The following is a 26,412-nucleotide window of genomic DNA, read 5'->3' as shown; positions in this document are numbered from 1 at the left end:
CAACATTCAATTCGTACTAATTAATGTTGTACAAAAACCGAGTATTTCCGAGTATATGGCGGTCAATCTATTTATTTGTTAGATTGCCCTATGTGAGTTTGTTAGTTTGGCTGATTCCTTTAATATTGGGCAATTCTGGGCAAAATAGCCTGATGGCTCATGATGAAGGCTTTTATGCAGGGCGTGCAAGGCAAATGTTTGAATCTGGGGACTGGATCGCGCCTTGGGGAACTGCCCATCATAAAACTCCTGGCTCTTATTGGTTAATTGCAACGGCTTATCGGTTGTTGGGAGTGAGCGAATTTAGTGCCCGACTTCCCAGTGCGATCGCGGGAATTTTTTGTCTATTTACAATCTACGAAATTGCCAAAATTATATTAAGTCAAAAAGTAGCGTGGCTCACAGCTATTATTTTAAGTGTGGAATTTCTCTGGCTACAATCATGTCGGCTAGCCGCTCCTGATATTCCCACGATTTTATTGGTACTTCTAGGCATTTTATCTTTTCTGAAAGCCGAATTATCTCCAGATAAAAGCTATTTTTGGCTGTTTATTGCTGGCTTAAGTTTTAGTTTAGGTTTTTTATTAAGAAGCTTTGTAATTTTTCTGCCAATGGTGGCTTTATTACCTTATTTAATCGGGGAAAATCGCCGTCATCAGCATCTTTTTAACCCCATGTTTTATGTAGGTTTAGTTGTGGGTTCAATTCCGACATTAATTTGGTTGGGGTTAAGCTGGTTGCGCTTTGGCAATGATACTATTGGACAATTACTAGGGTTTGTGGTAGAGCTAGGTTCGGAAGACCGCAACCATAATGGATTTTTCTTTTATTTCTGGAATATTCCTTTAAAATCATTTCCTTGGTTTTTTTTCAGTCTTTTAGGGATGGCTGTAGTTATAAAACGTCCGATTCCTCACTACCAGTTACTTGTAGTCGGTTTTCCTATAGTTTTATTTACTGAACTGAGCATTTTCTCTACTCGCCTTTCTCACTACGCGCTTTGTCTATATCCTTTTATAGCTTTATTAGCGGCTGTCGGTTTAGATTGGCTGGGTAAGATGTATCAGCAAGGATTTACACCTCAGACTCAGGCGAAGAAATATCTTCCCCGAAATTTTAGTTATGCTTTTGGCGTTTTCAGTATTGTCTTGCTGTGCGCAGGAATCTTGGCTCTAAGTTACGGCGATGCTTACCTCAAACAACGGGCAATTCCTTGTTTAATTTTAGGATTAGGCTGGTTAACAGTACCTTTGATATGGATTGCACGTCACAGATTTGGACAAAAGTTTTTAAGCAACAATTATTGGTTAGCGAGTTGGTTAATTCCCTGTTGGCTAACTTTAGCTATGGCTGGTAATTTAGGGTTTTTAGGTGATTACAATCCAAATTTTAAGGCTTTTTTCCAACGTCCAGCGATCGCTTCTATTCTCCAGTCGCATCCGGTTTATTTTGCTCAACTCGAAGATAAAAACTCTGTATTGCTGAATTTCTACACTCCTATACCTGCTGCTAGGGTTAGGGCTATTTCTCAAGTCCCTATATTGAGCTATGCTTGGATATCTGCTAATAACCAGCAATTATCCCCGCCTTATCGCGTTATTGCTACACTACAAGAGTACCAGCTGATTCAAGTCCTACCTTAAGGCGGATGGCACTCAGTTGTTGCAAACTTGAATTTAGTTAGTTAAAATAATAGTACGCACACTAAATAATTATTTGCTATGGTGTCTATATCTAAGGATTCTGAAATATTGGAGTCGTGGCAGCAAGTTCTGGCACCATACAGCATTGGCTACAGAATTAAGCTACTCTCACAGATGCTGACTCGCAAGTTTACAGAAAAGCTAGAACCTTTTGGATTGACACCCTTTCATTGGTTAGTATTGTGCTGTTTGTGGCAAGAAGATGGCTTACCGACTTCTAGTATTGGCGATAAACTCAAGCAAGTGGGCGGAACTTTAACAGGCGTATTAGATCGGATGGAAGAACGGGGTTTAGTGCGTCGCGAAAGAGATACGCACGATCGCCGCATCTGGAGAATTTGGCTGACGGATGCGGGTAAGGAATTAGAAAAAGTTTTACCACCCCTGGCGGCAGAGTTGCGCGATCAAGCCATGATGGGAATTTCTATCGCAGAGCGAGAATTATTTTCTCAATTATTAAATCGAGCGATCGCGAATTTGGGCTAGGGGCTAGTGAAGATTAAGCTAATGCGCGTCTACATTGCATAACTACTAATAAAGGCTGTCAACAGTCAACAGTCAACAGTCAACCGTCAACAGTCAACAGTCAACAGTCAACCGTCAACAGTCAACCGTCAACAGTCAACAGTCAACAGTCAACCGTCAACAGTCAACCGTCAACCGTCAACCGTCAACCGTCAACCGTCAACCGTCAACAGTCAACCGTCAACATTTAACAGCCCTCACAATGGATTGAGCCAGTTAAAAGCAGACGAGGAGCAGATTTAAGTACGGCTCAAAATCACGCGATCGCATCTATATAAAATATTGTCCGTCGCGAAGCCTTTGTGATGGCTTTTAATGATTGTTTTCACTTGATTACCATTGCTTTATTATTAAGCGGTCTGGCGATTATTTTTATTAAAAAAGTTAAGGCTACAGGTGCTACTGCTGCTCATTAAATATTCAACCTCTCTCCCAAACGAAGAGAGGTTAGTCAACAAGTCAAAATCCTGTTCAACAACTCCCATTTATTTAGACGGCATGTTGCCGATACCACTCAATAGTATTCTTTAGCCCCTGCTGAAAGCTAACTTGAGCAGTAAAATTAAAAGCTTGCTTTGCGCGTTCAGTATCCAAACAACGGCGAGGCTGTCCATTAGGCTTATCTGTTTCCCAGACAATTTCACCTGTAAATTCCATCAGTTCACAAATCAGATTGATTAAATCGCGAATGGAGATTTCAGAACCTGTTCCTAAATTCACTGGTGCAGCTTCGTTGTAAAACTGAGTACCCATGACAATTCCCCTAGCCGCATCTTCAGAATAGAGAAATTCACGGGTAGGACTACCATCACCCCATACAGGAAGTTGCTTGACGCCGTTGATTTGGGCTTCGTGAACTTTGCGAATTAGCGCCGGAATCACGTGAGAACTTTTCGGATCAAAGTTATCTTCAGGCCCGTATAAATTTACAGGTAACAGGTAAATACCGTTAAAGTTGTACTGCTGACGATAAGCTTCTAACTGCACTAACAGCGCTTTTTTAGCAATACCATAGGGCGCGTTAGTTTCTTCAGGATAACCATTCCACAGGTCATCTTCTTGAAAAGGCACAGGGGTAAATTTGGGATAAGCGCAAATAGTCCCAACACAGACGAATTTTTCTACTCCAGCTTGATAAGCAGCATGGATGAGTTGAGTTCCCATGATCAAGTTGTCGTAGAACAACTCGGCTGGTTTTTCACGATTGAGTCCGATACCACCAACATGGGCGGCTAAATGAATGACTATATCTTGCTGATCGACTACAAGTTGGCAATTTTCCCAGACGCGCAAATCGCGATCGCGCGATCGCGGTACAGTAATTTTTTCCCGATCTGCTCCTGCTTGACATAGCTGATCGATTACCTGACGACCGAGAAAACCCGATCCGCCAGTTACGAGAATTCGCTTATTTTTTAGTTCTAAGACAGCCATATTTTTATCCTCAGCCTTGGGTATTAAAAGTGGAGAGCGCCTAATTGTTGGCGAACAGTCGCCATATCTTCCAACAGGGAAGAACCACTACCATTAGCTGCTGTCACGCCCAAGGCTTGTAAATCCGCTTCTACCATTAGTGATACTAATTCCTTAAAGCTTACAGATGGTGCCCAACCTAGCTTTTGTCTGGCTTTAGTAGAATCCCCAATTAATAACTCTACTTCCGCCGGACGCAGATAGCGCTCATCAAACTCTACATAATCTTGCCAATCGAGGTTTACATAACTAAAAGCTAAATCTAAAAATTCCTTGACTGAATGGGTTTCACCAGTAGCAATTACATAATCATCTGGCTGCTCTTGCTGTAACATTAGCCACATGGCTTTGACATAATCCTTGGCATAACCCCAATCTCTTTTAGCATCTAGATTACCCATGTATAATTTTTTCTGTTTACCCGCCACAATTTGCGCTACTGCTCTAGTAATTTTCCGGGTGACAAAAGTTTCACCACGGCGCGGCGATTCATGGTTAAAAAGAATACCATTACAAGCAAATAAAGAATAAGATTCTCGATAATTTACTGTTTGCCAATGGGCATAAACTTTAGCACAAGCATAGGGGCTACGAGGATAAAAAGGCGTTGTCTCACTTTGAGGTACGGCTTGAACTAAACCATACATTTCTGAAGAACCAGCTTGATAGAAACGCACCTGAATTCCTGTGCGTTGCTGGTAATCGCGGATTGCTTCCAGCAAACGTAGTGTACCCATCCCTACAGCATCTACGGTGTATTCTGGCGAGTCAAAGCTGACTCTGACATGGGATTGAGCGCCCAGATTGTAAATTTCTATGGGCTTTACTTCTTCTAAAATTCTGCGCAGGGTTGTACCATCGGTCAAATCGCCGTAGTGCAGAAACAACCGTACACCCTCTTTATGGGGATCTTCGTAAATATGATCGATACGGTCAGTGTTAAAGGTCGAAGTGCGACGGATAATACCATGAACCTCATAACCTTGCTCTAGCAAAAACTCACTCAAATAAGAACCATCTTGACCTGTAATACCAGTAATCAATGCTCGCTTCTGTTGCGTCATGCTGAGTATTCCTTTGCGATATTTTGATAAAGAATTGACGAGTCTAACTGATACAAGCTAGCAATTAATTACTAAATTGCCTAATGGACAACTTAGAAATCTTTGCTAATACTTAAAATCTAAAGTTATCTAATATACTCCGAAAAGACAAAATTCTCAAATTTTGATAGCAGTACAATCGAAACTACAAAATTTGATCTTGAAAATTGGGAAATTTTGACTAAAACTTCATATAAATTTAGATTTTATGAAGCTTGCATAAATTTTATCGAAAACTTTAAATTTATACTAAAAGCGATCGCACTTCCATCTCAATCCCTCGTTCAGTTAGCGAGCCAGCAAAAATGTCTGGGCTAAACCTGTCTTGAAAATGGGCATGGCACTGCCTACCTGTGTCAACTTAAGCTAAAAACCTTTCTCTATATCGTTTCCAGGCTCCGGCTGCTGCCTCGTCTTGTGATAAATTGAGGCAGAGCCTCATAAATCTACGCTCCCACGCAGAGCATGGGAGCTAGATGGAATCGGGGTTTGACGTTAAGTTGACACCAATGGGCACTGTCATGCCCTCTAGAATATATTTACGTGCAGCAAAAAATATTTAAATTGGTATGAGATATTCTCGTAAATAACCACCCATAAAAAATTATCTAGTCTCTCTCTAGAAAGCATGAACTAGACACATAAATTAAATTGTATAAATTTTTGCTCTGGGGGCATTAACTGCCCCAGAGAATTGCACTGATGTATTTGTCAGTAAGCCCCGTTATTTTTGGGTATAATTACAACATCAATAGTTTTCAAGATAATCCACAAATCCAGCCAAAAAGTCCTAAATTTGACATAATGTAGGTCAATTTGAACTCTGCGGGGATAAGGGATATCATTACGCCCAGAAACTTGCCACAATCCGGTGATTCCGGGGCGGGTAGTTAAAACCCGGTCGATGTGACAACCGTATTTAGGCAATTCTTCCGCTACTAAGGGTCGCGGGCCGACAACACTCATATCCCCTTTTAAGACATTCCAGAATTGCGGAAATTCATCCAAGCTAGTGATGCGTAAAAATTTCCCAATTTTGGTAATTCGCGGGTCTTGTTTCAGCTTAAAACTGCTTTCAAATTCCTGGCGCATTTGGGGGGATGTTTCCATCATTTGCATGAGCATTTCATCGGCATTACTCACCATTGTGCGAAATTTAATACAATTAAATGGCTTGTAGTTTTTACCGACCCTTTCTTGGACATAAAAAATCGGGCCTTCTGAACTCAAAGCAATCAGTAAGGCCAAAATTAAGTAGACAGGGAAAAATACGATCAAAACAAACAGCGAAAACACAATATCAAACAGTCGCTTGGCAAACTCTCCGTTTAAACCTTGAAAAGACAAGCCTTTAGGTTTTAACCTAAAAGTCTTTTTTGGTTGACCGCGTTTGAAGAAAGTACGCGCAGACGCGCTAGCATCTCGTCGCAGGCCTCGCTTGCCGGAGAGGAGTGAGCTCTGGGCAGTCATCATACTCCTTAACAATCCACACCACACATAGTCCCAATCTTAAAGCTAAAACGAGGTGCTTCTGGGTTGAAATTGCCAAAAGCATACAAAAGAATTACAAAAATTTTGAATTTGACTCCAAGGATTGCTTTTGTTTGCCGCACTGCTCAACAAAATTGAGATAGCGCTGGGCAAATGCTACTGTAGAAAAGTGAGTAGCGTGCGATCGCAAATACTCTGGATTAAATGCATTTTCATACATTGCAAACTTTTCTACTGTTTCCACTAAAGCAGCCTCCGTTTGGGCTTTAAAGAAGATTCCTGTTCCTGTATCGCCACATAGGCGAATATCTTTGACAGTTTCTAATGCTCCTCCTGCACCATAGGCAATTACCGGAGTACCACAAGCTTGGGCTTCTACTAAGGCAATGCCAAAATCTTCACAAGCTGCGTACACAAATGCCTTGGCTTTTGCCATGTATTCTTTAACTACATCATCAGGTTGCCATCCTAGTATTTTGATATTAGAGTTTGCTATTTTCCGAAGATATTCCATCTGCGGGCCTGTACCAATAACTACCAACTGTTTTTGCAGTTGATTAAAAGCTTGGATAATTAAGGATACTTGTTTGTAACTAACTAACCGGGAAACTATCAGATAAAAATCTTCTTTCTCCTTGACAAAAGGCATAGCATCGACATTAACCGGGGGATAAATTACTTCTGCCTGGCGTCGATAACAGCGCCAAATTCGTCGAGCTGTATGCTGGGAATTGGCAATAAAATAGTCCACGCGATTGGCTGATAATACATCCCATTGGCGCAAGCGATGTAATAAATATCGCGTCATCCACCCAGCTAAACCACTGCCTAATTTGCTTTGTTGGAGATAATCAAAAGTTAAGTCCCAAGCATAACGCATCGGGCTATGACAATAACAAATATGTAATTGTTCGGGACTAGTAATCACTCCTTTAGCTACAGCGTGAGATGAAGATAAAATCACGTCATATTGCCGTAAATCCAATTGTTCAATGGCTAACGGTAACAAAGGTAAGTATTTTTGTACACCATTGCGCGCCAAGGGAAAGCTTTGGAGAAAAGTTGTACCAATCTGACGCTGATATAAATAGCTTTCTGGATTGCTAGATTCAAAATCAATGAGTGCAAATAAGTCAGCATTTATATGATTCAGAATTTCACGTACAACTAGTTCTGAACCTCCGGTGGCTTTAGGTGTCAGCCATTCATGAACCAGAGCATATTTTAAGGGCACAGCTAACGTAAATAAATGGAAAATACAGCAATTTAAGTGATGAGGTTAACTGAAAACTTTCCCTTTTTAATTAAGAAATGGAAAGCAACCCAGGTGTTAATGAAGACGCTATTCTCCGAAAACAGGTTCCAGAGGAATGCAGCAACCTGATAACCTCAAATAGGGAGAACTAGGGACTAGGGATGAGGGACTAGGGACTAGGGATGAGGGACTAAGGAAGATAAAGCATTAATATTTTTTTACACTAGCCCCTAGCCTCTAGCCTCTAGCCCCTAGCCTTGTCCTCTAGCCCCTTGATGAATAACAAAGATTACAGGGGAATTTATGCGCATTTTGATCATGGGTGGGACTCGGTTCATTGGCGTTTACCTAACTCAATTGCTAGTAAAACAAGGACATGAGGTGGTACTGTTCAATCGTGGTAATCGTCCTGCACCTGCTTTACAGGGAGTAGGACAAATTATAGGCGATCGCACTGACCCCACTCAGTTAAAAGCAAAATTATCACAGGAACAGTTTGATGTCATTTTTGACAATAATGGGCGAGAACTATCTGATACCCAACCACTAGCAGAAATTTTTCAAGGTCGGGTACAGCATTTTGTTTATATGAGTTCTGCTGGAGTATATCTTAAATCCGACCAAATGCCCCATGTAGAAGGCGATCCAGTCGATCCTAAAAGTCGCCATCGGGGTAAACATGAAACAGAAGCGTACTTAGAACAAATCGGTATTCCTTTTACCTCAATTCGCCCCACTTATATCTACGGGCCGCGTAACTATAACGATTTAGAAGCCTGGTTTTTTGATAGAATAGTCCGCGATCGCCCCATAGTTATCCCCGGTCATGGTTTACACATCACCCAACTCGGTCATGTCAAAGATTTAGCCCAAGCCATGACTCAGGTTATTGGTAATCAGCAAGCCATAGGGCAAATTTATAATATCTCAGGCGATCGCTATGTCACTTTTGATGGTTTAGCCCGCGCTTGTGCGCAAGCTGCTGGTAAATCAGCCGATGACATCAAAATAGTCCATTACGATCCGAAAAAATTTGATTTCGGTAAACGTAAAGCTTTCCCGATGCGGACACAACATTTCTTCGCATCAGTCAATAAAGCTCAGAACGAATTAGCTTGGAAGCCTGAGTATGATTTAATTTCTGGGCTAACTGACGCCTTCAATAATGATTATTTAACATCTGGGCGCGACAAAGCTGAGATTGATTTCTCAGTAGATGAAGAGATTTTACAAGTCCAGAATTAATAGTTTAAAGTCCACAGTCAAGAGTCAATAGTCAAGAGTCAATAGTCAAGAGTCAATAGTCCAAAGTCAACAGTCAAAACTATTGATCATTGACAAGGGAAGGAGGACAAATAACAAATGACTAATGACCATTGACTAATGACCATTGACCATTGACCATTGACTATTGACGATTAACACAAAAAATATGCAAACAATTTTAGTTACCGGAGGAGCCGGATTTATTGGCGCAAATTTTATTCTCCAAGCGCGAAAGGAGCAATGGGCTAATGTAATTAATTTAGATAAATTAACTTACGCTAGTAATCTCCAAAATTTAGCAGAACTAGAAACTGACCCCAACTATCATTTTGTTCAAGGAGACATTGGTAATTTTGAGTTAATCAATTACCTTTTAGAACAGTATCAGCCAGATGCAATTCTTAATTTTGCCGCCGAAAGTCATGTAGATAGGTCAATTTTGAATCCCCATGACTTTATTCAAACAAACGTTGTAGGTACATTTCAATTATTAGAAGCAAGTAGACTTTACTGGCAAAAATTATCATCGCTAAAGCAACAGCAATTTCGCTTTTTGCATGTGTCTACAGATGAAGTATACGGCTCGCTCCAACCCCAAGACCCAGCTTTTAGAGAAGACACACCCTACGCACCTAATAGTCCCTACGCCGCATCTAAAGCTTCATCAGACCATTTTGTCCGCGCCTATTATCACACCTACGGATTACCAACCTTAACCACCAATTGCTCAAACAATTACGGGCCGAGACAGTTTCCCGAAAAACTCATTCCTCTAACTATTCTTAACGCTTTAGACCAACAGCCATTACCTATATATGGTGATGGACAAAATATTCGCGATTGGCTTTATGTTATCGACCATTGCGAAGCGATATATCTTGTTCTGCAACAAGGTAAAGTTGGTGAAACTTATAATATTGGCGGTCTTAACGAACAACCTAATTTAACAGTTGTAGAAAAAATCTGTGCTATTTTAGATGACTTAGCACCTAAATCTAATTTTCACTATTCATCTTTGATTACCTTTGTTAAAGACCGTCCAGGACACGACCGACGATATGCAATCGATTGTAGTAAAATCCACCGAGATTTAGGCTGGGAACCTCAAGAAAATTTTGACAGTGGATTATTAAAAACAGTGCAATGGTATCTGCATAATTCTCTTTGGGTCGAACAAGTACGTTCAGGCGCATATAAAAACTGGCTAAAACAAAACTATGAAAATAGAAATTCTTAATAATTTAGGACTGATGCAGTGTCAGATATTTTTCATACTTTTTGTCAATTGTCAATAGTCCATAGTCCAAAAACCTGAATTTTGACCATTGACTTTTGACTTTTGACCACCCTTGTGAGAATTTTTGTGTTCGGTGCGTAAGTCCTATAATTTAGCCTTAATTCACTTAAATCATTTGTAAATTTATCCAAATGACAAATGACAAATGAAAAATGACAAATTACTAAACATCATGAAAGGAATTATTTTAGCAGGTGGCTCTGGTACTCGTCTTTACCCTCTAACATACGCTGTTAGTAAACAGTTAATGCCAGTGTACGATAAGCCGATGATTTACTATCCCTTATCTGTATTAATGTTGGCAGGAATTCGGGAAATTTTGATTATTTCTACACCTAATGATTTACCATTATTTGAGAAAATACTCAAAGATGGTAGCCAGTGGGGTTTGCAATTTAGTTATGTCGAACAGCCTCGCCCTGAAGGATTAGCACAAGCTTTTATTTTAGGGAAAGATTTTATTGCGAACGAGCCAGTATGCTTAATTTTAGGCGATAACATTTTTTACGGTCATGGTTTAACAGAAGTGTTATCTAGGGCTGCAAATCTCAAAGAAGGCGGATTAGTTTTTGGTTATCAAGTCAAAGATCCAAGTCAATATGGAGTAATTGAATTTGATAACGAAGGGCGAGTAATTAGTATTGAAGAAAAACCCTTAATTCCCAAATCAAAATATGCTGTTCCGGGTATCTATTTTTATGATTCTCAAGTAGTAGAAATTGCTGCTAATCTGCAACCATCTGCGCGGAATGAATTAGAAATTACTGATTTAAATACTGTCTACTTACAACAAAGAAAACTCCGTGTAGAAATTTTAGGACGAGGCTATGCTTGGTTAGATACAGGAACTCATGAATCCTTACATCAGGCTGGTAATTTTATTCAAACTCTAGAAGAAAGACAAGGATTAAAAATAGCTTGTATTGAAGAAATTGCTTACAATCAAGGATATATTAACTCATCTCAATTGAGACAATTAGCTGAATCTATGGCAAAAAGTAGTTATGGACGTTACCTGATGTCGGTGTTAGACAATGAACAAAAACCTGTACATATATAACCAAATAATGGGATAAAAAAGTAAATTTTAAATTTAAATTTATTTACCAATTATGTAAAAAATTAACATAGTAAAAATCTCAATCATGGACTATATTTAATGATATAATAAGCGCGTTAAATATAATAAAATCAATTTGCTTTTGTCAATATAAGGTATTCAATGCGAGTTATATCAACAGAAATTCCTGATTTATTAGTAATTGAACCTCAAGTATTTGGCGATGAACGCGGTTACTTTTACGAAAGTTATAACGAAAAAACTTGGCGAGAAAAGACAGGTATTATCGAGCATTTTGTCCAAGATAATCATTCGCGTTCTGCTAAAAATATCTTGCGTGGTTTGCACTATCAAATCCAACAACCTCAAGGAAAACTCGTGCGGGTGGTAGTCGGAGAAGTGTTTGATGTCGCTGTAGATTTACGTAAAAGTTCGCCAACTTTTGGTCAATGGGTGGGCACAAATTTAAGTGCAGAGAATAAAAAACAATTGTGGATACCAGTAGGTTTTGCACATGGTTTTTTAGTGTTGTCTGAATATGCAGAATTTTTATATAAAACTACAAATTATTATGCACCCCAACACGAACGCACTCTTTTATGGAACGATCCAGATTTAGCGATCGCCTGGCCAATACAATCAGAACCAATATTATCAGCTAAAGATAAAGTGGGGACAAGATTGCAAGACGCAGAGGTGTATGTATGAAAATTCTCTTAACAGGTGTCACCGGACAAGTAGGCTGGGAATTACAACGTACCCTGATGACTATCGGTGAAGTTATAGCTGTAGGTCGTAATATTAATAATCCAAATTTACGAATGGATTTAGCGCAAATAGATACTATTCGCCGCATAATTAAAGAAATCAAACCAGACTTAATTATCAACCCTGCGGCTTACACAGCAGTAGATAAAGCCGAAACCGAACCAGAATTAGCAATGACGATTAACGCAATTGCGCCAGGTGCGATCGCCGAAGCAGCTAAAGAAATAGGCGCAGCCATGATACATTATTCTACAGATTATGTATTTGATGGTAAGAAAAATACTGCATACACCGAGCTAGACGAACCTAACCCCCAAAATATTTACGGTAAAACTAAACTTGCTGGGGAACAAGCGATCGCATCTGTGGGTGTACCTTATTTAATTTTACGCACCAGTTGGGTTTACAGTCTGCGGGGTAAAAACTTTTTATTAACTATGCTCAGGCTAGCGCAAGAACGAGAAGAAATTAAAGTAGTTGACGATCAAATTGGCGCACCGACTTGGAATCGGATGATTGCTGAAGCTACAGCGCAAATTATAGGGCAAGCACCAGGGAATATCTCTGATTTTTTCGCAAATCGGGGTGGAATATATCATTTAACAGCTAGCGGTGAGACAAGCTGGTATGGATTCGCCAAAGCCATTTTTGAACTTGATGAAAAAAAGAGCGATCGCAAATTGCAAAAATTAACTCCCATTACCACTAAAGAATACCCTACACCAGCCAGTAGACCAGCTTATTCCTTACTAGACAGCCAAAAATTATCGCAAAGCTTTGGGTTAATTTTACCTGATTGGGAAAAGTGTTTAGCGTTGTTACTAGGTCGTTAATAATTATTTATAAAAAAATAAGTCTAAAATCATAGCAGAATAGGCGATCTCTTTAAATTATTTATGAGAAGCAAGTATTTTAAAGGCTACCTGCTGAGATTTATGGGCGGAGTTTTAGCCATCTGGATTAGTGTGATTCCGGCGAAAATTGCGATCGCTTCATATCAATCCCCAATTCCCCAAGCAATTTTTGTCTTAGGTAGCGATCCGCAGCGGATGGAGTTTGCAGCACAGTTTTGGCAATCTCAGCCTAATTTAAATATTTGGGTTTCAGACTTGAGAGCGAATCTGGATTATGATCGTCAAATTTTTCAACAGTTTGGTGTTCCAAATCAACGGTTGCGGTTGGATGGTCGCGCCACAGATACGGTGACTAATTTTACAACCTTAGCAGCAGATTTTGTTCGCCAAAAATTACAGCATATTTATCTGATTACATCGAATTATCACATGAGAAGAGCAAAGGCGATCGCCACCTTTGTTTTGGGTAGCCAGGGAATTGTAGTCACCCCTGTTTCAGTACCTTCAGTAACAGACCAATCAGAAACCTTAATGCGAATATTTCGAGATTGTGGGCGTTCGATTTTGTGGATTTTGAGTGGAAGAACAGGAGCCAGGCTTAATCCTAATATCAAAGCATCAAATTATTTTTCATAGGTGAGAATCTGTCAAAAATTAGAAAGCCATGAAGCAGTATCCAGGCTCAATTCGTAACTCAATAATGTATTCAATTCCATATGAGTAATAAGATTTATGAGTGTAACAATCAACCGCCAAAAAATTTACAAAATTATGTAGCCGCTTTTGGTGGAGCACCCGGTCCTTTGATGACTCTTTTATCGGTGGATAGGTAATACTCTAAAATCTTGAATTGTTTTCTCAGCCAAATTCCGATTATTGCCAAAACTTGCACGAAAGGATTATGGTTGGGAGCATAGTAAATATCATAAAATTGGCGCAAAGCGGCATGGGTTAATCGTATTTCTTTTAAACTACTTTGGTTAATACTGGCGCTACCGTAGTGCATAACTACAGCATCAGCTACATAATAAATTTTTTGATTGCCTTGTCCAAGCATCCGGCAGTAAGCCAAATCGACCATAGACAGAGTAAATCTCTCATCTAACATCCCGTATGTTTCCCATGTGCTACGACGAATAATAAAAGCAGTAGTACCGATACTTTGGACTTGTTGGGATTTTTCATAATCGAATTTTGTGTTGTAATAAAGATCTGTAAAAGGATTATTTGGCCACCACTGATGCATATTCACTGATTGAGCAAGCATCGGCATCAAACCAGCAAAACTGCGAATACAATGTTGAATAGAGCCATCCGGGTTGATCAACTTTGGGCCTGCTGCTGCTACATCCTGATGAGTATCCATAAACTTTACTAGAGCGGTGAAAGCATCACCACGCAGTTCTACATCGCTATTAAGTAGTAGTCCATACCGACCTTTTGCTGCCTTCAGACCAATATTATTGGTTTTGGCATAGCGCATATTAACCGGATTGCAAATAAGTCTGGCTTGCGGGAATTCCCGCTCTACCATGTTAGGGCTGTTATCTTTAGAACAATCATCCACCACAATTACTTCAAAACTAATGCCGTGGGTATTTTCATAGATAGACTTGAGACAACCCCGCGTGAGATTCTCAGTAGAATAGCTAGCAACAATAATTGATAAATCTACTGAACTCATGAGCTAATCTCCTTTTCTTGCTTGGAATTACAAATGATTTGAGCAGGTACACCTACAGCGACAACATTGTCTGGTAGAGATTTTGTGACCACAGCATTAGCACCAATAGTTACATTGTTGCCAACAATAATTCCTCCGAGGACTTTTGCACCAGAACCAATTACAACACTATCTCCTATTGATGGGCGTTGGTCTTCATGGTAGCCAATATCAATTGTTTTAGCTCCCAAGGTGACGCCCTGAAAAATCACTGCATTACGACCGATAGCACTTGCACCAATAACAGTACCAAAAGTATGGGGCAAGTATAAACCTTCACCAATATCGCAGCGTAAGCCAATTTCAATCCCAAACACAATGAAGTTTAACATTGAAAGTATTTTTGCTATAGGTACAAACCCTTTTTGGTAGAAGTAGCTGGCAAGACGATATAACAGTACAGGAGTGAATTTAAGATGAACTACTTTTTTCAAGACACCCCAAACAGAAGGCTGTCGTTCTGGAGTGCCATCATTGTAGTAATAGTGTTGTTTCAAATCAGCAAGTAAGGTCTGTTTTAAGTTCAAAACGTCTTTACTCCACAACTGTTAAATCACTTAACATTGCAATTATCTAAATAATATTGGTCATTCCTGAATAGCCTGTCTGAACACCTCTAGCAATTGGCTCGTAATCAGTGACAGTTGAAAATGTTCACCAAAATATTTATATGCTTGTTTACCCATATATTGGGCAGTGTCAGGTACCGCCAGCATTTTCATAATTGCTTGCGCCAAAGCCAAGGCATCGCCAGGAGGCACTAACAAACCAGTTTCTCCATCAACAATATAGTTTTGAAAGCAACCAGTTGCAGTAGCAATCGCCGGTTTACTATAGTGATACGTAAGTTGGATGGTGTTAGTGCCCGTGGCAGTCAGATAAGGAAGAACTACTACTTTACAAGCTTTTATTGCTGCAATAATGCTACTGTATGGTTCGTAATTATTTTTAATCTTAATCTGTTGTGGATAAGCTATTGCTAACTCTCGCAGTAAAGGACAATGTTGATCGATATTACCTCGTCCAATTACTGTTAAAGTGAAAAACTTACCTTGTGTATACAATTGCTTTAAAGCAGCAGCTAACACATCTAATCCTTTATAGGCTTCAATATTGCCGAAGAAGAGTAAATCACTGCCAGCAACAATTTGTGTTGGTAATTCTTCGTGAGCAGATTCGCCTAAAAGCGGCAGTGATACTGTGGATAATTTGTCTGCTAAATGGTGAGGCACTAAAGATCGCATGGCCTCACAAGCTACAATAATCTTTCGGGCTTGATGCGTAAGAATATAATCATGAGGAATATACAGCAGATATTTGAGAAATGTAGTTCGTCCGCGCTTAATGGGTTCATGCCACCACATCACTTGGGAGCAATGTTTGCCAATCAAGGCAACAGGAACATTGAGAATATGCTGAGAAAAGAAAAATACTACATCAAACTTCGCCTTGAGTATTTCTTGTAGTATCAGCCAAGTCCTGGTAGATAGGAAAGCAAAAGGACGATCGCTACTATAATCAATTTGATAAACTTTCTGGAAATTTCCTCCTATTAAAACTACATTTTGAGGGCATAAGACCGAAACTTCTGCCTGTAATGAAAGATCGACAACAAGTTGTACAAAACTATCAACAATAGCACCAATAGGTGGACAGAAGGCTACTGCTAAAATCTTCATATAAGTTAAATTTTTAGATAAATTTTGTTCGGCATAGGATGATTTTTAAATTTATCGTTATCATACCGAGATATTAAACATTAGTAAAGTTGAATAGTTTCGTCACTGTATAATTAATTAGCTTTCATATTCAGATTCTTTCTTCGCTTCTATTATTCGGGCACTTAGACTTAACCCCAATGGTATTAATAGCCATAGATGATAAAGGTTACGATAGCCGACAAAAAAGATAATTGATAATAAAATGCCGACAATTGTACAAAGATGGTAGCCTATTAGTGCAGAAAATTCCTTTTTAGCCAACCGAGGTAATCGCGGAGGAAACAATATTTTAAAACTGATAGCACAAAATATTAGCCCAAACAAGCCTTGTTCTGCAATCATCCGAAAAAAACTACTTGATGCACCAGCCTCTCCTTCTAGACCGAGACTATCTTTTACCTGCAAAGCTAAATCAGTATAAGAACCTAAGCCAGCACCAAAGAGGGGATTTTGGTAAAACATTTCTAGTGCAACCAGGAAATCATTAAATCGAGCATTAGCTGATTGCACTTGATTAGTATTTTCAGTAGTTAGACGAGCTAAACTTATCAATATAGATGGATTACTCAAAACTAGCAATATCCCACCTAAAGCTAGAATCAATAAACCAATTAAATCAATTGTTTGAAAATTACGCGGATGAGATATACATGAACGAGTAAGTTGTACAATTAACAAAATATATATAGGTAGTATGATTATAGATTGGGAGGAAGTAGATAAAAATCCTAGTAATAATACAATGATATATATATATTGTTTGAAACTCGGCCATAATACTATATCAACCGTAACCATCCCTATTGGAATTATTAATAAAGAAGCAAGAATAGATGGTTCAGGCGTTAATCCTAAGGCTCGCACATGATATGCCGCCGCCTCAACATCTAATAAGCTAAAGCTGGCATTGTTCATAGGCAAATATGAAAATGGTAATTCAGTACTTAAAGCAATGAGTTGATAAACAGCATAGATAGCAAAAATCAAACCAGCTATACGAAAACCTTTAAAAAAATAAGTAACATATAAATTAAATCTACTTAACCACCAAGACAAAACTAAAGAAAATAATAAACCGATTATTTCTGCTAATGTTGTCTGAATTGATCTCTCAACCCCCACCGAAGAAAATATAGTGCTAGTAAGCGTATTTACTAAAAAAAAAGCGTGGATAATCAACAATTTATTCTTAGTAGCAGGTGTTATTCTATTTTTTGTCCTCAGGCGATTGCTCATGTTAATTAACATTAAGCCTAAAAGTAACAATGATAAAGCTGTGGGCACTTGGAAGCCCCAAGAATCATTGATATTAAATAATGAGATGCCAGGTATCCATAGACTTATACCCATAAAGAATAAAACTCGTAGTACAAGGACGCTCATTTTTACTTTAAGATAGGTTTTAATAAATTAGTAAATTTTACTTAACAGCAAAACTAACAGCAAAAAAATTAACATTTTTAATTCTGCTAAAAACAACTATCATTGTAATGATAAACTCAGCCCTTCATAAAATGCTTTCTGTTTTAATTGAAAGGTTTTGAAGTTATCTTTTTTAATAATTAATTGTAACAAGAACCATAATTGAAGCAAAATCAGCCAAAATGGCTGTATTAACCAATTGATGTGCTTCCTGATATAATAGACTCTGTTTCTATGCATATATCTAATTGTAAATGGTGACTCTACACCACCAGTTAGACTACTAACTTTATGAAATAAAACAGCACATGGTAAATAAAAAAGCTTCAATCCTGCTTTCATTGCTCTCAAGCAAAAGTCTGTATCATCATAATAAACAAAATATTTTTCATCCATATAGCCAATTAAATTGAAAACTTGTTTATTGATCAGAATACAGCATGTAGGAGAATAGGTAATTTGCTTAGCTTGATTGTACTGCCCTAAGTCTCTTTGATTTATTCCATAATGGTCTCCTGCGTAAGCTTTGTAAGGTATAAAATATCCACCTGCGCACCAGATTAATTGAGGAGCTTCATGGTACATCATCTTAGGAACAACCATTTGACAGTCATATTCAGTTAAACCTGCAATCAATTTCTCAATCAGTTCTGGCTCAAAAACAGTGTCATTATTAATTAATAAAACATGCTCACAACTATGTTTTAGTGAAGCCTTAATTCCCTGATTATTGCCTTCGGCTACTCCTAAATTCTCTCGATTAGGAACCACAACAATCCGTGAGTCATCATAATGAGACAACTTACTTAAAGTAGCATCAGCCGAAGCATTATCTATGATGTAAAGTATGTAATCTTTATGAGTTTGCTTAAGCATCGAGTCCATAAACTCATCAATTACATCACTACTATTGTAGGTAACAGTCACAACTCCAACTTTGACATTACTAACCATGCATTAACCCCCTTACGCGCATTTCTTGGAGTGATTGTTCGTACTTATTTGTACTGGCTTGTTGAGATGCAGCCCAAGATAAAAACTCCCGAACCCCTTCACGAAATTTCCATTGAGGCTCGAAATTCAGTAATCGCTTTATTTTTGTTAAATCTGCTATATTGTGGCGAATATCGCCTTCACGGAATGCGCCATTAATTGATATCGGCGAACTACTATTAAAAAATTCAACTATCTCTTGCACCACTTCAGTGACTGTCGTCTTTTGACCGCTACCAACATTCAAATATTCTATCCCTGTGACCTCGGGGCGAATACAGCGATAAGTAGCTTCAACAACATCATCAATGTAAACAAAATCGCGGCTCTCATTGCCATCTTCAAAAATATAAATTGGCTGATTGTTACGGGCTTGATTAGAAAATATTGCTAAAATACCAGTATACGGATTATTTAATGATTGACCGGAACCATAGACATTTTGATAGCGTAGGGCAAATGCAGAAATGCCGAGGGTTTTAGCAAACATCAGAACCATTTGCTCCTGAACTTGCTTTGTTAACCCATAGAATGATGAAGGATGAATAGCAGATATCTCATCTGTAGGTAGAGACTGGATGGTTGCACCACACATCGGACAAAACGGCTCAAATATACCAGCTTCCATATCTTTTCTAAGACGCATAGAGGGATAAACCGTACCACATTTTTGACAGTGATATTTACCCTCACCATATATAGCTCTTGAAGAAGCAATCACTACTTTCTTAACCTGACTAGCTTGATTATTTACTAGGTAATCAATCAATATAGAAGTGCCTTTAATATTCACATCTTCGTAGCGCTCAACTTCATACATCGATTGACCTGTTCCAGTTTCTGCTGCTAGATGCACTACCACATCTTGGTTATCGAGTGCATTATGAAAAACCGCTTTATCGCGCACATCTCCAACTATTAGCTTGACTTGTTGTTGCAGTTCTTCCGGTATTGTTTGTTTCTTGCCGTGGATCTGTGGGTTAAAGTTATCTAAAATAGTAACTTCACAACTCTCTTTAATAAGTCGTCTCGTTAGATGCGTACCAATAAATCCCGCTCCTCCTGTAATCAGCACTCTCATATTAAAATTCCTTTTTGTGACAAGTGATTTCGATGGCATCACCAACTCGAAACAGATCTAATATTTTCGCTATCCAATAAAATAAAACTACTAAAACGTAATTTTTAATAAATATACCTTCACTGGATAATCTGGCAGAATTACGATTAAAAAATATTTGTATACTACCAAGTATGCCACTGTAATCGGAATTGTAATTAACTTTATCAATCACAAAATTATGCTTTTTCAGCATTGCTAATAAAGTTTTGACTGAATAATTACAAGGATGTATAGGTGCACCTAAATACCACCAATATTTCTTGAAAATTTTTGCGTTTAAACTATCAATATTGGGTACACCAATCATCAGTTTACCATCAGGTTTTAGAATTCGATATATTTCCTGTAAAACTTCGTTAGGGTTAACAAGATGCTCGAATGAGTGATTGGATCTAATATAATCAAAATAATTATTAGAAAAGTTAGCTTCTAATAAAGTTCCATTGAATATTTTCAACCCAGCAGCTTCTCTACCTAGCTTTGCTCCTGCTAAACTAACTTCTACTCCATACGTATCCCATCCCTTTTCTCTAATTGAATACAAAAAATTGCCGCTACCGCAGCCAATATCTAGAATTTTACCAGGAGCAGAAAATGTTGGATCTTTAGTACCTAAATTAAACAACAGGATTTTTTTGATTAAATCCTTTAAAAAAGATTTTTTTTCAGCGAAAAAATCTTGATAGGAGTAGTAATCATCTGGATAAAGTTTTACCAATCCTTCTTCAGTCGGCATAGGATCAATAAAGACTAATGAACATTCTCTGCATCGAACAATTGTAAATGAACCTTGAATATTATAGTGTCTATCCCTAGTCACGTATATTTTGTCATAGTGTGATGTTCCGCAAAGAGGACAATTATTAACTTTTTTTAAGGCTATGTTAGAACTTAATTCTGTGAAATTAGTTGTATTTTCTTGCATAAAATTAATCGTTAATATTATGTAAAACAATTACAAATAAACATTTAAACATTAATCCATTTACCTTGCTCATGATTATACTGTTTAATAACTTTTGCAGGCATACCTGCCACTACAGAATAATCAGGAATATCATGAATTACAACTGAATTGGCTCCCACTACTACATATTTACCGATTTTTACATTAGGCAAAATGGTACTGCCATACCCAATAAATGAACCATCTCCAATCTCCACAAATGAATCTTCATTTAATATTCTATAACCAATTTTTCTCCTGTCATTTACATCTTCATAGGGATGAGTTACATCGACAATACAGCAATTACCAGTAATAGATACATTTGCACCTATTTTGATTTTACTGTGACAGACAATATGAACATTTTGTTCAATATTAGTATTATCATCAATTGAAAGCTCAGGATTTTTTTGTTGGTTATGAATCACTACTTCTAATCTGACACCGTTTCTAATAAATACCTTATTTCCAATAGAGATGAAATGGGGATTACTAATCAGTAGTGGTCGTTTAATAATACTATATTTTCCTACTGATTTAAATAAGATACGGTAGAGCGTTGCAGTTTTTAGCATATCATACACATCAGATAAAAAATTAATTTTATCGAGCAAAGAAGCATTCAAAAGTTTTTTTAATTTCCGAAATATCATAAGTAATAAAATTTGATGATTATTGCATTGCTTTAACAAGAGATATAGTATTGCTTTTTGCCACATATAATAGAGATGAACTTAATTCTCAAGTATTCTCAAGGTTTAAAGATTAAACCCTGTCCAGTTGGTAAGGATAATACTTGTACTCCTTTTCTCTGGGCGAATTCATCAAAAGCATTTTTTTGAAGTATATAGTCATCGCTGTAACCATAGTCATCTAAGATGATGACTGCTCCACTGACGAGTTTGTCCCAGAAATATTCCGCCGCAGCTATTTCTGGTTGATAACAATTCATATCAATTGATAGATAACAAATACTCTCAGATTTTACCTCTTGTAAAGTATAGGGTATCTCACCTTTGACAATCACTACATTAGAGAAGTTTTTAAAGGTATTGCATACTTCTGAATAATAATCATCATCGTAATCATATAGGTTGGCTCTGGCTGCCACAGTTCTCTTTTCTTGTGGGAAACCTGAATATGTATCTAAAAGATAAAATTTTTTATCATTGAAGCGCTCGAATTTAATGTAATTAATTACAGCCCGTGATAATCCTCCGCGATTTACTCCACACTCTACTAAGTCACCTGATAAGTGGCTGCCCTTTAGATCTGCCCAGCAGGCAATGTAAACCCGCCATTCTAGATCATAGCCGCCCCAAGAGCCAGTTTCTTTACCTAAACGGTAAGATTCTTGAAATAGCAAATATTTGAAAAAGTCTGCATTATGAAACGTAATAATACCATCATCTTTATAGGTAGCATTTTTCGTAAAAACAAAATAGTTAGACGCAATTTTTTTGAGATTGTTCAGCATAAGTTACTTCTGTTAGTTCTCACTTAACCTGTTGAAATTATGTTAATTATTGGCGAAATTTTATAACTAAATTAAGTATTTTTTGACGTTCTACCGCTAATAAACTGCCAAACCAAAAACTGGCTATTGTCGCTATTAAAGTTATCAATAATAATGCTATCCTGTTGATTAATAAGAGTTGATACTCCCTTTCAAAATAAGTCATTATCAGTAGAGGAATAATACATACTAAAGGTCGTAATAAACCATTTAATAAATAGTTTTTTCGAGATAATAAAATACGTTGTGTCCGACGCATATTATAAAGAATATTTCCAGCAACCCCAACTATTCCACCAACGAAAGTTCCCAATGCTACTCCTACATACCCTATAAGTGAACCTAGAACTAAACTACTAATCAAATTTGATAATCCTTCAAGGATCGGTGAAATAATCACTAAGTTCTGCTGACCAGTACCTATGAGTAGGGTTACATAAGGAGTCGCAGAAAGACGAATAATATTTGCGATAATCAGCAACTGTAAGACAACTGCCCCATGCTCTGCATAGTCCTGACCAACCCATAACGTCAAGAAAAATTTTGCACCTAAAATTAATGGCATTCCACTTATTAGTAATAAGAATATGCCATAGCGAGTGCTTGTCACCAATAATTTGCCTAATTGCGTAGCATCAGCTTTTGCATCCATCACAGCAGCTATAGGTAAAAGTGTGCTGAAGATGGCATTTTGTAGTCCTGTAATCAGATTTACCAGAGTTGCTACCACTGCAAAATAGGCTACTGCTTTAAAGTCAAAAATGCCAACAATTGTGGTGTCTATTCCACTTACTAATATCATAGTAAATGACCAAATTGATAGACTAAAGCAATAATTTAAAATCTCTTTACTGGTATTTATTGATATTAATTTAAGATTAAATTTAATATTTTGATTTAATTTTATGCAAGCTAGAAATTGGAAAAAATAAGATATTATATTTACACCAGCAATAGCAGTACTCATCAGCACAAGATTATTGCTCATTTTTGCTATTATTATAATTAATAATGTAGTACTTAATTTACTAAATCCAGTAATAGCGGCTGGTATTTCATATCTTTGTATACCAACAAAAATCCCATTAAATACAGAGAATGGCAAACCGAACGCTAAAGAGCTACCAATTAATAAAATGGCTATCTGTGCATCGGTGAGCAACTCTCCTGGTATTTTGGGAAAAATATGAGGTAATTGCCAAGCTAATAAAGCCAAAAACAACATAGCCAACAACCCAGAGCCAAATAGAATAATGAGGGAGGTGTTAACAATGCGATCGCGTTGCTGGAAATCACCCAATTCATTGGCATAAGCCACAAAACGTCCAACAGCAGTTTGCACACCAAAATCAAAATAGCTTACATAGGCTGTTAGCTGAAGAATTATAATCCATACACTAAAAGTGTGTGTTGGGAGTAATTGTATTAAAAATGGCGGGAGAATAAAAGCCATTAAGGCGCTGAAACTGCCACGAATTACATTCGCAAAAGCATTTTTCAGCAATACCAAATACGAAATCTTGCTTGACACTTGATATAGCTTTGTTTATTTTTTCTTGAAAAGCAAATTCCAACTAGAAGATTGATTTAATTTATTTACTCATGACATCACCATACTTAATACAGCTTTAAATTCATTCTTAAGTCACATCAGCTAAAAGCTTCATTTTTCACTATCAAGAAATCCGAATGTTGGGCATTTGAACATCAACTTTGCCATTCTTGGAGTGCCCATTTTGATGGTAATAACCTTTGGAATAGTAGCCACCATAGCTGCTACCAGAGGTAATACCATTGACGACCATCCCCAAAACTCGTTGTCCAGACTGTGCTAATAGGTTCTTGGTAGCAATAGCAGCCGCAGATTCAACTACACCAGGACGTACAACTAGCAAAATTCCATCTACTAATTTACCCAGTATTTGAGCATCAGCAACTGCTGTTAAAGGTGGAGCGTCAATAATCACAAAGTCATATTCATTACTAGCCTCTTTAATTAAAGCAGCCATGCGTTTTGACTCTAGAAGTACAGCTGCATTGGGTGGAATTGTACCAGCAGTTACTAAGTCTAAAGTCATCAGTGCTTCTTTAGTAGTTGTTGGTAACTCAGCCTGATTGACTAAAATATTACTCAGCCCTATCAGGTTAGATTGTTCCCAAATTTTGTGCTGACGAGGGCGACGCATGTCTGCATCCACCAATAGTACTTTGCGTCCGATTTGTGCGGCTGCTACAGCTAAGTTTGCGGCGACAAAAGATTTACCCTCTCCAGGAATTGAGCTACTAATTACAATTACTTTCAAAGTTTTATCAGAAATGCTGAAACCTATGTTAGCTTGAAGCATTTCAAAAGCTACAGATTCAGGAGCATACGGATTATTTAATACAGGCAATTCTGCACCGGCTTCATCACTATCACTATTTTTAGGTTTTTCTGCTAAAGGAATAGTGCCTAGTAAAGGATAGTCTAGTAATTGCTTGACTTCTTCAATAGTCTTGAGAGAATTATCTGTAGATTCTAGGATTAATGCTGCGCCCACACCTAACAAAATTCCTAAAAAACCACCTAGCGCTAGATTTAAAGGAATGATGGGAGAAACTGATTTATCGGGAACTAAGGCATCTGAAATTATCCTCGCATTACCAACATTCTGGTTCTCAATCATCTCAACTTCTTGAAATTGCTTCACCAGTTGTTCATACGTAACTTTTGCTACTTGCATTTGCCTCTGTAGCTGTAGCTGTTGTTGTTCTAATCTAGGTAGTATATCTAAACGGTTTTTGTTGATGATGTATGCTTTGCGCAATTGTGCAACTCGATTCTCCAATGCCAATCGTTCTACTTCTGACTTGACTAAATCTTCACTTAGGTTTTGTTTGAGTTCTCCTATCTGCAAGTTTTGTTCTGGTACAAACTCAGAACTACCTAGAGTTTGACCTACTCGTCTTTCGAGCTGACTTCTTAAAGCTGCTTGTTTTTGCTCTAAATTAACAATTGTAGGGTTATCGTCTGTCAAACGCGTCCGCGCTACAGCTAACTCATCGTCCGCTTTCTGATATTCTTTAAGTACCTCTTGTATTCCAGGAGATTGACTTAAGGTACTTAGTTCCACTGCCTGCTGGACATTTAAATCCATTTGACTTTGTAGAGCAGTAGAGCGTGTTTTCGCAGCTGCTAATTCTCCTTGAGCAGTGGTAATTTCTTGTTCTAAATCTTTGAGTCCTTCCACTCCAGCTTTTGCTTCTACATCTAAAGCTACTACTCTGTTTTGCTCTTTAAAGCGACGCAGGGCAATTTCGGCTTTTAAAACTCTTTGTTCAATCTCAGGTAACTGCTTGCTTAAGAATTCCCGTGCTGCTCTGGCTTCGGAGCGGTTAGTGCGAACATTACTTTCTAAGTAATAACGCATCAGCGAATTGATGACAGTTGCAGCTTCTTGGGGATTAGTGCTGCGGTAGGAAATTTGCATCACATCTGTTCCCCGAATTGTTTTGAGCTTCAGCAGTTTGAGAAATTGTTCGATTGTTAATGGTTTACCAAATTTGTCTTTGAGATTAAGGCTGTTAATGGTTCTTTGGACTATAGGGTTGGAACGAATAACCTCAGCTTCTGTATCCACTGGGTTACTGAGGTTGGTTAAACCACTAAGTTGTCCTACTTGTGAAGACAGGCCAGTGAGGGATGAAGCTCCACTCTGTTTGTTAAACAACAGCTTGGCTTGTGATTCGTAAACTGGTTTTTGCGTGAAGGTGACTAATGCGGTTAGTCCAAACACAGAGCTAACCACAATTGCTGTTATTGTCCAGCGCCTTTTTAATATCGCCCAGTATTGTTGAAAATTAATCAGGTCACCGTCGTCTTGCTGAGTAGGCATAAATAATGTACCGAAACACCACAAATAATAATTTGGGCTGTCACTTCTCTAAAGGCTGATGCACAAGGTCATTTTTTCGACAATATCCACTGGTAATGGCTAGTGTTCTTTTCTATCAGACATTTTCCGGAAATGTTCTGATTCCCAAAATGTCCTGACTATTTTATACTAGTTTTCTGTTCGCTCTTCACTAAAATACTACTTTTGACAAAAATCATTGGTAGAAAGCACAAAATATTTATAAAAATTTAAATAATTTATAAGATTAACTTATTATTTGAGCCTTTGATCTAAG

Annotated in this window: 23 protein-coding genes; 8 read left to right on the top strand and 15 right to left on the bottom strand. The window is 37.9% G+C overall.

Features of this window, described 5'->3' with window-relative positions:
* Window positions 1-23: 23 nt before the first annotated feature.
* Together AACW45_RS02035 and AACW45_RS02030 are read left to right on the top strand one after the other, a co-directional pair.
* Window positions 24-1,643 carry an ArnT family glycosyltransferase gene (locus tag AACW45_RS02035; RefSeq protein WP_190627122.1) on the top strand — a complete coding sequence of 540 codons (1,620 nt, stop codon included), beginning with the start codon at window positions 24-26 and terminating at the stop codon, window positions 1,641-1,643.
* 78 nt (window positions 1,644-1,721) lie between these two features.
* Entirely contained in the window at window positions 1,722-2,189 is a 468-nt protein-coding gene (locus AACW45_RS02030; RefSeq protein WP_190627120.1) for a MarR family winged helix-turn-helix transcriptional regulator, read from the top strand.
* 528 nt (window positions 2,190-2,717) lie between these two features.
* Here the strand turns inward: AACW45_RS02030 and AACW45_RS02025 are convergent.
* The 4 genes from AACW45_RS02025 to AACW45_RS02010 all read right to left on the bottom strand — a co-directional run bounded on the left by AACW45_RS02025 (window position 2,718) and on the right by AACW45_RS02010 (window position 7,529).
* Complete coding sequence (locus AACW45_RS02025; protein ID WP_190627118.1) at window positions 2,718-3,662, bottom strand: GDP-L-fucose synthase family protein; 945 nt, start codon at window positions 3,660-3,662, stop codon at window positions 2,718-2,720.
* 23 nt (window positions 3,663-3,685) lie between these two features.
* Window positions 3,686-4,765 carry a GDP-mannose 4,6-dehydratase gene (gene gmd / locus AACW45_RS02020; RefSeq protein ID WP_190545002.1) on the bottom strand — a complete coding sequence of 360 codons (1,080 nt, stop codon included), beginning with the start codon at window positions 4,763-4,765 and terminating at the stop codon, window positions 3,686-3,688.
* A gap of 750 nt (window positions 4,766-5,515) precedes the next feature.
* A complete protein-coding gene (locus tag AACW45_RS02015) occupies window positions 5,516-6,274 on the bottom strand; it encodes a sugar transferase (RefSeq protein WP_190545054.1) in 759 nt (252 codons plus the stop codon).
* Between the two features lie 94 nt (window positions 6,275-6,368).
* Window positions 6,369-7,529, bottom strand: a complete 1,161-nt coding sequence (locus tag AACW45_RS02010; RefSeq protein WP_190627116.1) for a glycosyltransferase — start codon at window positions 7,527-7,529, stop codon at window positions 6,369-6,371.
* Window positions 7,530-7,853: 324 nt separating this feature from the next.
* On the opposite strand from AACW45_RS02010, the gene AACW45_RS02005 reads away from it, so the two are divergent.
* The 6 genes from AACW45_RS02005 (at window position 7,854) to AACW45_RS01980 (ending at window position 13,431) form a co-directional block, all read left to right on the top strand.
* Window positions 7,854-8,795: an NAD-dependent epimerase/dehydratase family protein gene (locus AACW45_RS02005; protein ID WP_190627114.1), complete on the top strand. Its 942-nt coding sequence runs from the start codon at window positions 7,854-7,856 to the stop codon at window positions 8,793-8,795.
* 187 nt (window positions 8,796-8,982) lie between these two features.
* On the top strand, window positions 8,983-10,053 hold the full coding sequence (gene rfbB, locus AACW45_RS02000; RefSeq protein WP_190627112.1) for a dTDP-glucose 4,6-dehydratase: 1,071 nt from the start codon (window positions 8,983-8,985) through the stop codon (window positions 10,051-10,053).
* Window positions 10,054-10,285: 232 nt separating this feature from the next.
* Entirely contained in the window at window positions 10,286-11,173 is an 888-nt protein-coding gene (gene rfbA, locus AACW45_RS01995; RefSeq protein ID WP_190627505.1) for a glucose-1-phosphate thymidylyltransferase RfbA, read from the top strand.
* A gap of 162 nt (window positions 11,174-11,335) precedes the next feature.
* The gene (rfbC, locus tag AACW45_RS01990; RefSeq protein ID WP_190627110.1) at window positions 11,336-11,881 is read left to right on the top strand and encodes a dTDP-4-dehydrorhamnose 3,5-epimerase; all 546 of its coding nucleotides are present in this window, start codon (window positions 11,336-11,338) and stop codon (window positions 11,879-11,881) included.
* Window positions 11,878-12,774 (top strand): dTDP-4-dehydrorhamnose reductase, encoded by an 897-nt coding sequence (gene rfbD / locus AACW45_RS01985; protein ID WP_190627108.1) that lies wholly within the window; start codon window positions 11,878-11,880, stop codon window positions 12,772-12,774. Before rfbC ends, rfbD begins: the two co-directional genes overlap by 4 nt.
* 63 nt (window positions 12,775-12,837) lie before the next feature.
* A complete protein-coding gene (locus tag AACW45_RS01980) occupies window positions 12,838-13,431 on the top strand; it encodes a YdcF family protein (RefSeq protein ID WP_190627106.1) in 594 nt (197 codons plus the stop codon).
* Between the two features lie 133 nt (window positions 13,432-13,564).
* On the opposite strand, the gene AACW45_RS01975 is transcribed toward AACW45_RS01980, so the two are convergent.
* The 11 genes from AACW45_RS01975 to AACW45_RS01925 form a co-directional block, all read right to left on the bottom strand.
* Window positions 13,565-14,479 (bottom strand): glycosyltransferase, encoded by a 915-nt coding sequence (locus AACW45_RS01975; RefSeq protein ID WP_190627104.1) that lies wholly within the window; start codon window positions 14,477-14,479, stop codon window positions 13,565-13,567.
* A complete protein-coding gene (locus AACW45_RS01970; RefSeq protein WP_190627102.1) occupies window positions 14,476-15,045 on the bottom strand; it encodes a serine O-acetyltransferase in 570 nt (189 codons plus the stop codon). Before AACW45_RS01970 ends, AACW45_RS01975 begins: the two co-directional genes overlap by 4 nt.
* A 60-nt stretch (window positions 15,046-15,105) precedes the next feature.
* Window positions 15,106-16,197 (bottom strand): glycosyltransferase family 4 protein, encoded by a 1,092-nt coding sequence (locus AACW45_RS01965; RefSeq protein WP_190627100.1) that lies wholly within the window; start codon window positions 16,195-16,197, stop codon window positions 15,106-15,108.
* Between the two features lie 117 nt (window positions 16,198-16,314).
* Window positions 16,315-17,523 (bottom strand): O-antigen ligase family protein, encoded by a 1,209-nt coding sequence (locus AACW45_RS01960; RefSeq protein ID WP_190627099.1) that lies wholly within the window; start codon window positions 17,521-17,523, stop codon window positions 16,315-16,317.
* Window positions 17,524-17,721: 198 nt separating this feature from the next.
* The gene (locus AACW45_RS01955) at window positions 17,722-18,615 is read right to left on the bottom strand and encodes a glycosyltransferase family 2 protein (protein ID WP_190627096.1); all 894 of its coding nucleotides are present in this window, start codon (window positions 18,613-18,615) and stop codon (window positions 17,722-17,724) included.
* Window positions 18,608-19,735: an SDR family NAD(P)-dependent oxidoreductase gene (locus AACW45_RS01950; protein WP_190627095.1), complete on the bottom strand. Its 1,128-nt coding sequence runs from the start codon at window positions 19,733-19,735 to the stop codon at window positions 18,608-18,610. The genes AACW45_RS01955 and AACW45_RS01950 overlap by 8 nt, the downstream gene beginning before the upstream one ends.
* 1 nt (window position 19,736) lies before the next feature.
* Window positions 19,737-20,702 (bottom strand): class I SAM-dependent methyltransferase, encoded by a 966-nt coding sequence (locus tag AACW45_RS01945; RefSeq protein WP_190627093.1) that lies wholly within the window; start codon window positions 20,700-20,702, stop codon window positions 19,737-19,739.
* A gap of 44 nt (window positions 20,703-20,746) precedes the next feature.
* Window positions 20,747-21,445: an acyltransferase gene (locus AACW45_RS01940; protein WP_199330864.1), complete on the bottom strand. Its 699-nt coding sequence runs from the start codon at window positions 21,443-21,445 to the stop codon at window positions 20,747-20,749.
* 32 nt (window positions 21,446-21,477) lie between these two features.
* Window positions 21,478-22,203 carry a TylF/MycF/NovP-related O-methyltransferase gene (locus AACW45_RS01935; RefSeq protein ID WP_190627092.1) on the bottom strand — a complete coding sequence of 242 codons (726 nt, stop codon included), beginning with the start codon at window positions 22,201-22,203 and terminating at the stop codon, window positions 21,478-21,480.
* 46 nt (window positions 22,204-22,249) lie between these two features.
* Window positions 22,250-23,752: an MATE family efflux transporter gene (locus AACW45_RS01930; RefSeq protein WP_339385072.1), complete on the bottom strand. Its 1,503-nt coding sequence runs from the start codon at window positions 23,750-23,752 to the stop codon at window positions 22,250-22,252.
* A gap of 166 nt (window positions 23,753-23,918) precedes the next feature.
* Entirely contained in the window at window positions 23,919-26,117 is a 2,199-nt protein-coding gene (locus AACW45_RS01925; RefSeq protein ID WP_190627088.1) for a GumC family protein, read from the bottom strand.
* Window positions 26,118-26,412: the final 295 nt, after the last annotated feature.

The organism is Calothrix sp. FACHB-168, assembly GCF_963889195.1.
Lineage (GTDB): Bacteria > Cyanobacteriota > Cyanobacteriia > Cyanobacteriales > Nostocaceae > Aulosira > Aulosira anomala_A.
Note: the sequence above shows the minus strand (reverse complement) of the source record. Positions and strands in the feature narration are given on the sequence as shown.

Excerpts from the sequence above, each read along its gene's own strand:
- AACW45_RS02030 (WP_190627120.1), top strand. The coding sequence starts at position 1,722 with ATGGTGTCTATATCTAAGGATTCTGAAATATTGGAGTCGTGGCAGCAA.
- gmd (WP_190545002.1), bottom strand. The coding sequence starts at position 4,765 with ATGACGCAACAGAAGCGAGCATTGATTACTGGTATTACAGGTCAAGAT.
- AACW45_RS01945 (WP_190627093.1), bottom strand. The coding sequence starts at position 20,702 with ATGCAAGAAAATACAACTAATTTCACAGAATTAAGTTCTAACATAGCC.
- AACW45_RS01980 (WP_190627106.1), top strand. The coding sequence starts at position 12,838 with ATGAGAAGCAAGTATTTTAAAGGCTACCTGCTGAGATTTATGGGCGGA.
- AACW45_RS01925 (WP_190627088.1), bottom strand. The coding sequence starts at position 26,117 with ATGCCTACTCAGCAAGACGACGGTGACCTGATTAATTTTCAACAATAC.
- AACW45_RS02015 (WP_190545054.1), bottom strand. The coding sequence starts at position 6,274 with ATGACTGCCCAGAGCTCACTCCTCTCCGGCAAGCGAGGCCTGCGACGA.
- rfbA (WP_190627505.1), top strand. The coding sequence starts at position 10,286 with ATGAAAGGAATTATTTTAGCAGGTGGCTCTGGTACTCGTCTTTACCCT.
- AACW45_RS02005 (WP_190627114.1), top strand. The coding sequence starts at position 7,854 with ATGCGCATTTTGATCATGGGTGGGACTCGGTTCATTGGCGTTTACCTA.
- AACW45_RS01955 (WP_190627096.1), bottom strand. The coding sequence starts at position 18,615 with ATGGTTAGTAATGTCAAAGTTGGAGTTGTGACTGTTACCTACAATAGT.
- AACW45_RS01950 (WP_190627095.1), bottom strand. The coding sequence starts at position 19,735 with ATGAGAGTGCTGATTACAGGAGGAGCGGGATTTATTGGTACGCATCTA.
- AACW45_RS02035 (WP_190627122.1), top strand. The coding sequence starts at position 24 with ATGTTGTACAAAAACCGAGTATTTCCGAGTATATGGCGGTCAATCTAT.
- AACW45_RS02025 (WP_190627118.1), bottom strand. The coding sequence starts at position 3,662 with ATGGCTGTCTTAGAACTAAAAAATAAGCGAATTCTCGTAACTGGCGGA.
- rfbB (WP_190627112.1), top strand. The coding sequence starts at position 8,983 with ATGCAAACAATTTTAGTTACCGGAGGAGCCGGATTTATTGGCGCAAAT.
- AACW45_RS01965 (WP_190627100.1), bottom strand. The coding sequence starts at position 16,197 with ATGAAGATTTTAGCAGTAGCCTTCTGTCCACCTATTGGTGCTATTGTT.
- rfbD (WP_190627108.1), top strand. The coding sequence starts at position 11,878 with ATGAAAATTCTCTTAACAGGTGTCACCGGACAAGTAGGCTGGGAATTA.
- rfbC (WP_190627110.1), top strand. The coding sequence starts at position 11,336 with ATGCGAGTTATATCAACAGAAATTCCTGATTTATTAGTAATTGAACCT.
- AACW45_RS01975 (WP_190627104.1), bottom strand. The coding sequence starts at position 14,479 with ATGAGTTCAGTAGATTTATCAATTATTGTTGCTAGCTATTCTACTGAG.
- AACW45_RS01935 (WP_190627092.1), bottom strand. The coding sequence starts at position 22,203 with ATGCTGAACAATCTCAAAAAAATTGCGTCTAACTATTTTGTTTTTACG.
- AACW45_RS01940 (WP_199330864.1), bottom strand. The coding sequence starts at position 21,445 with ATGTGGCAAAAAGCAATACTATATCTCTTGTTAAAGCAATGCAATAAT.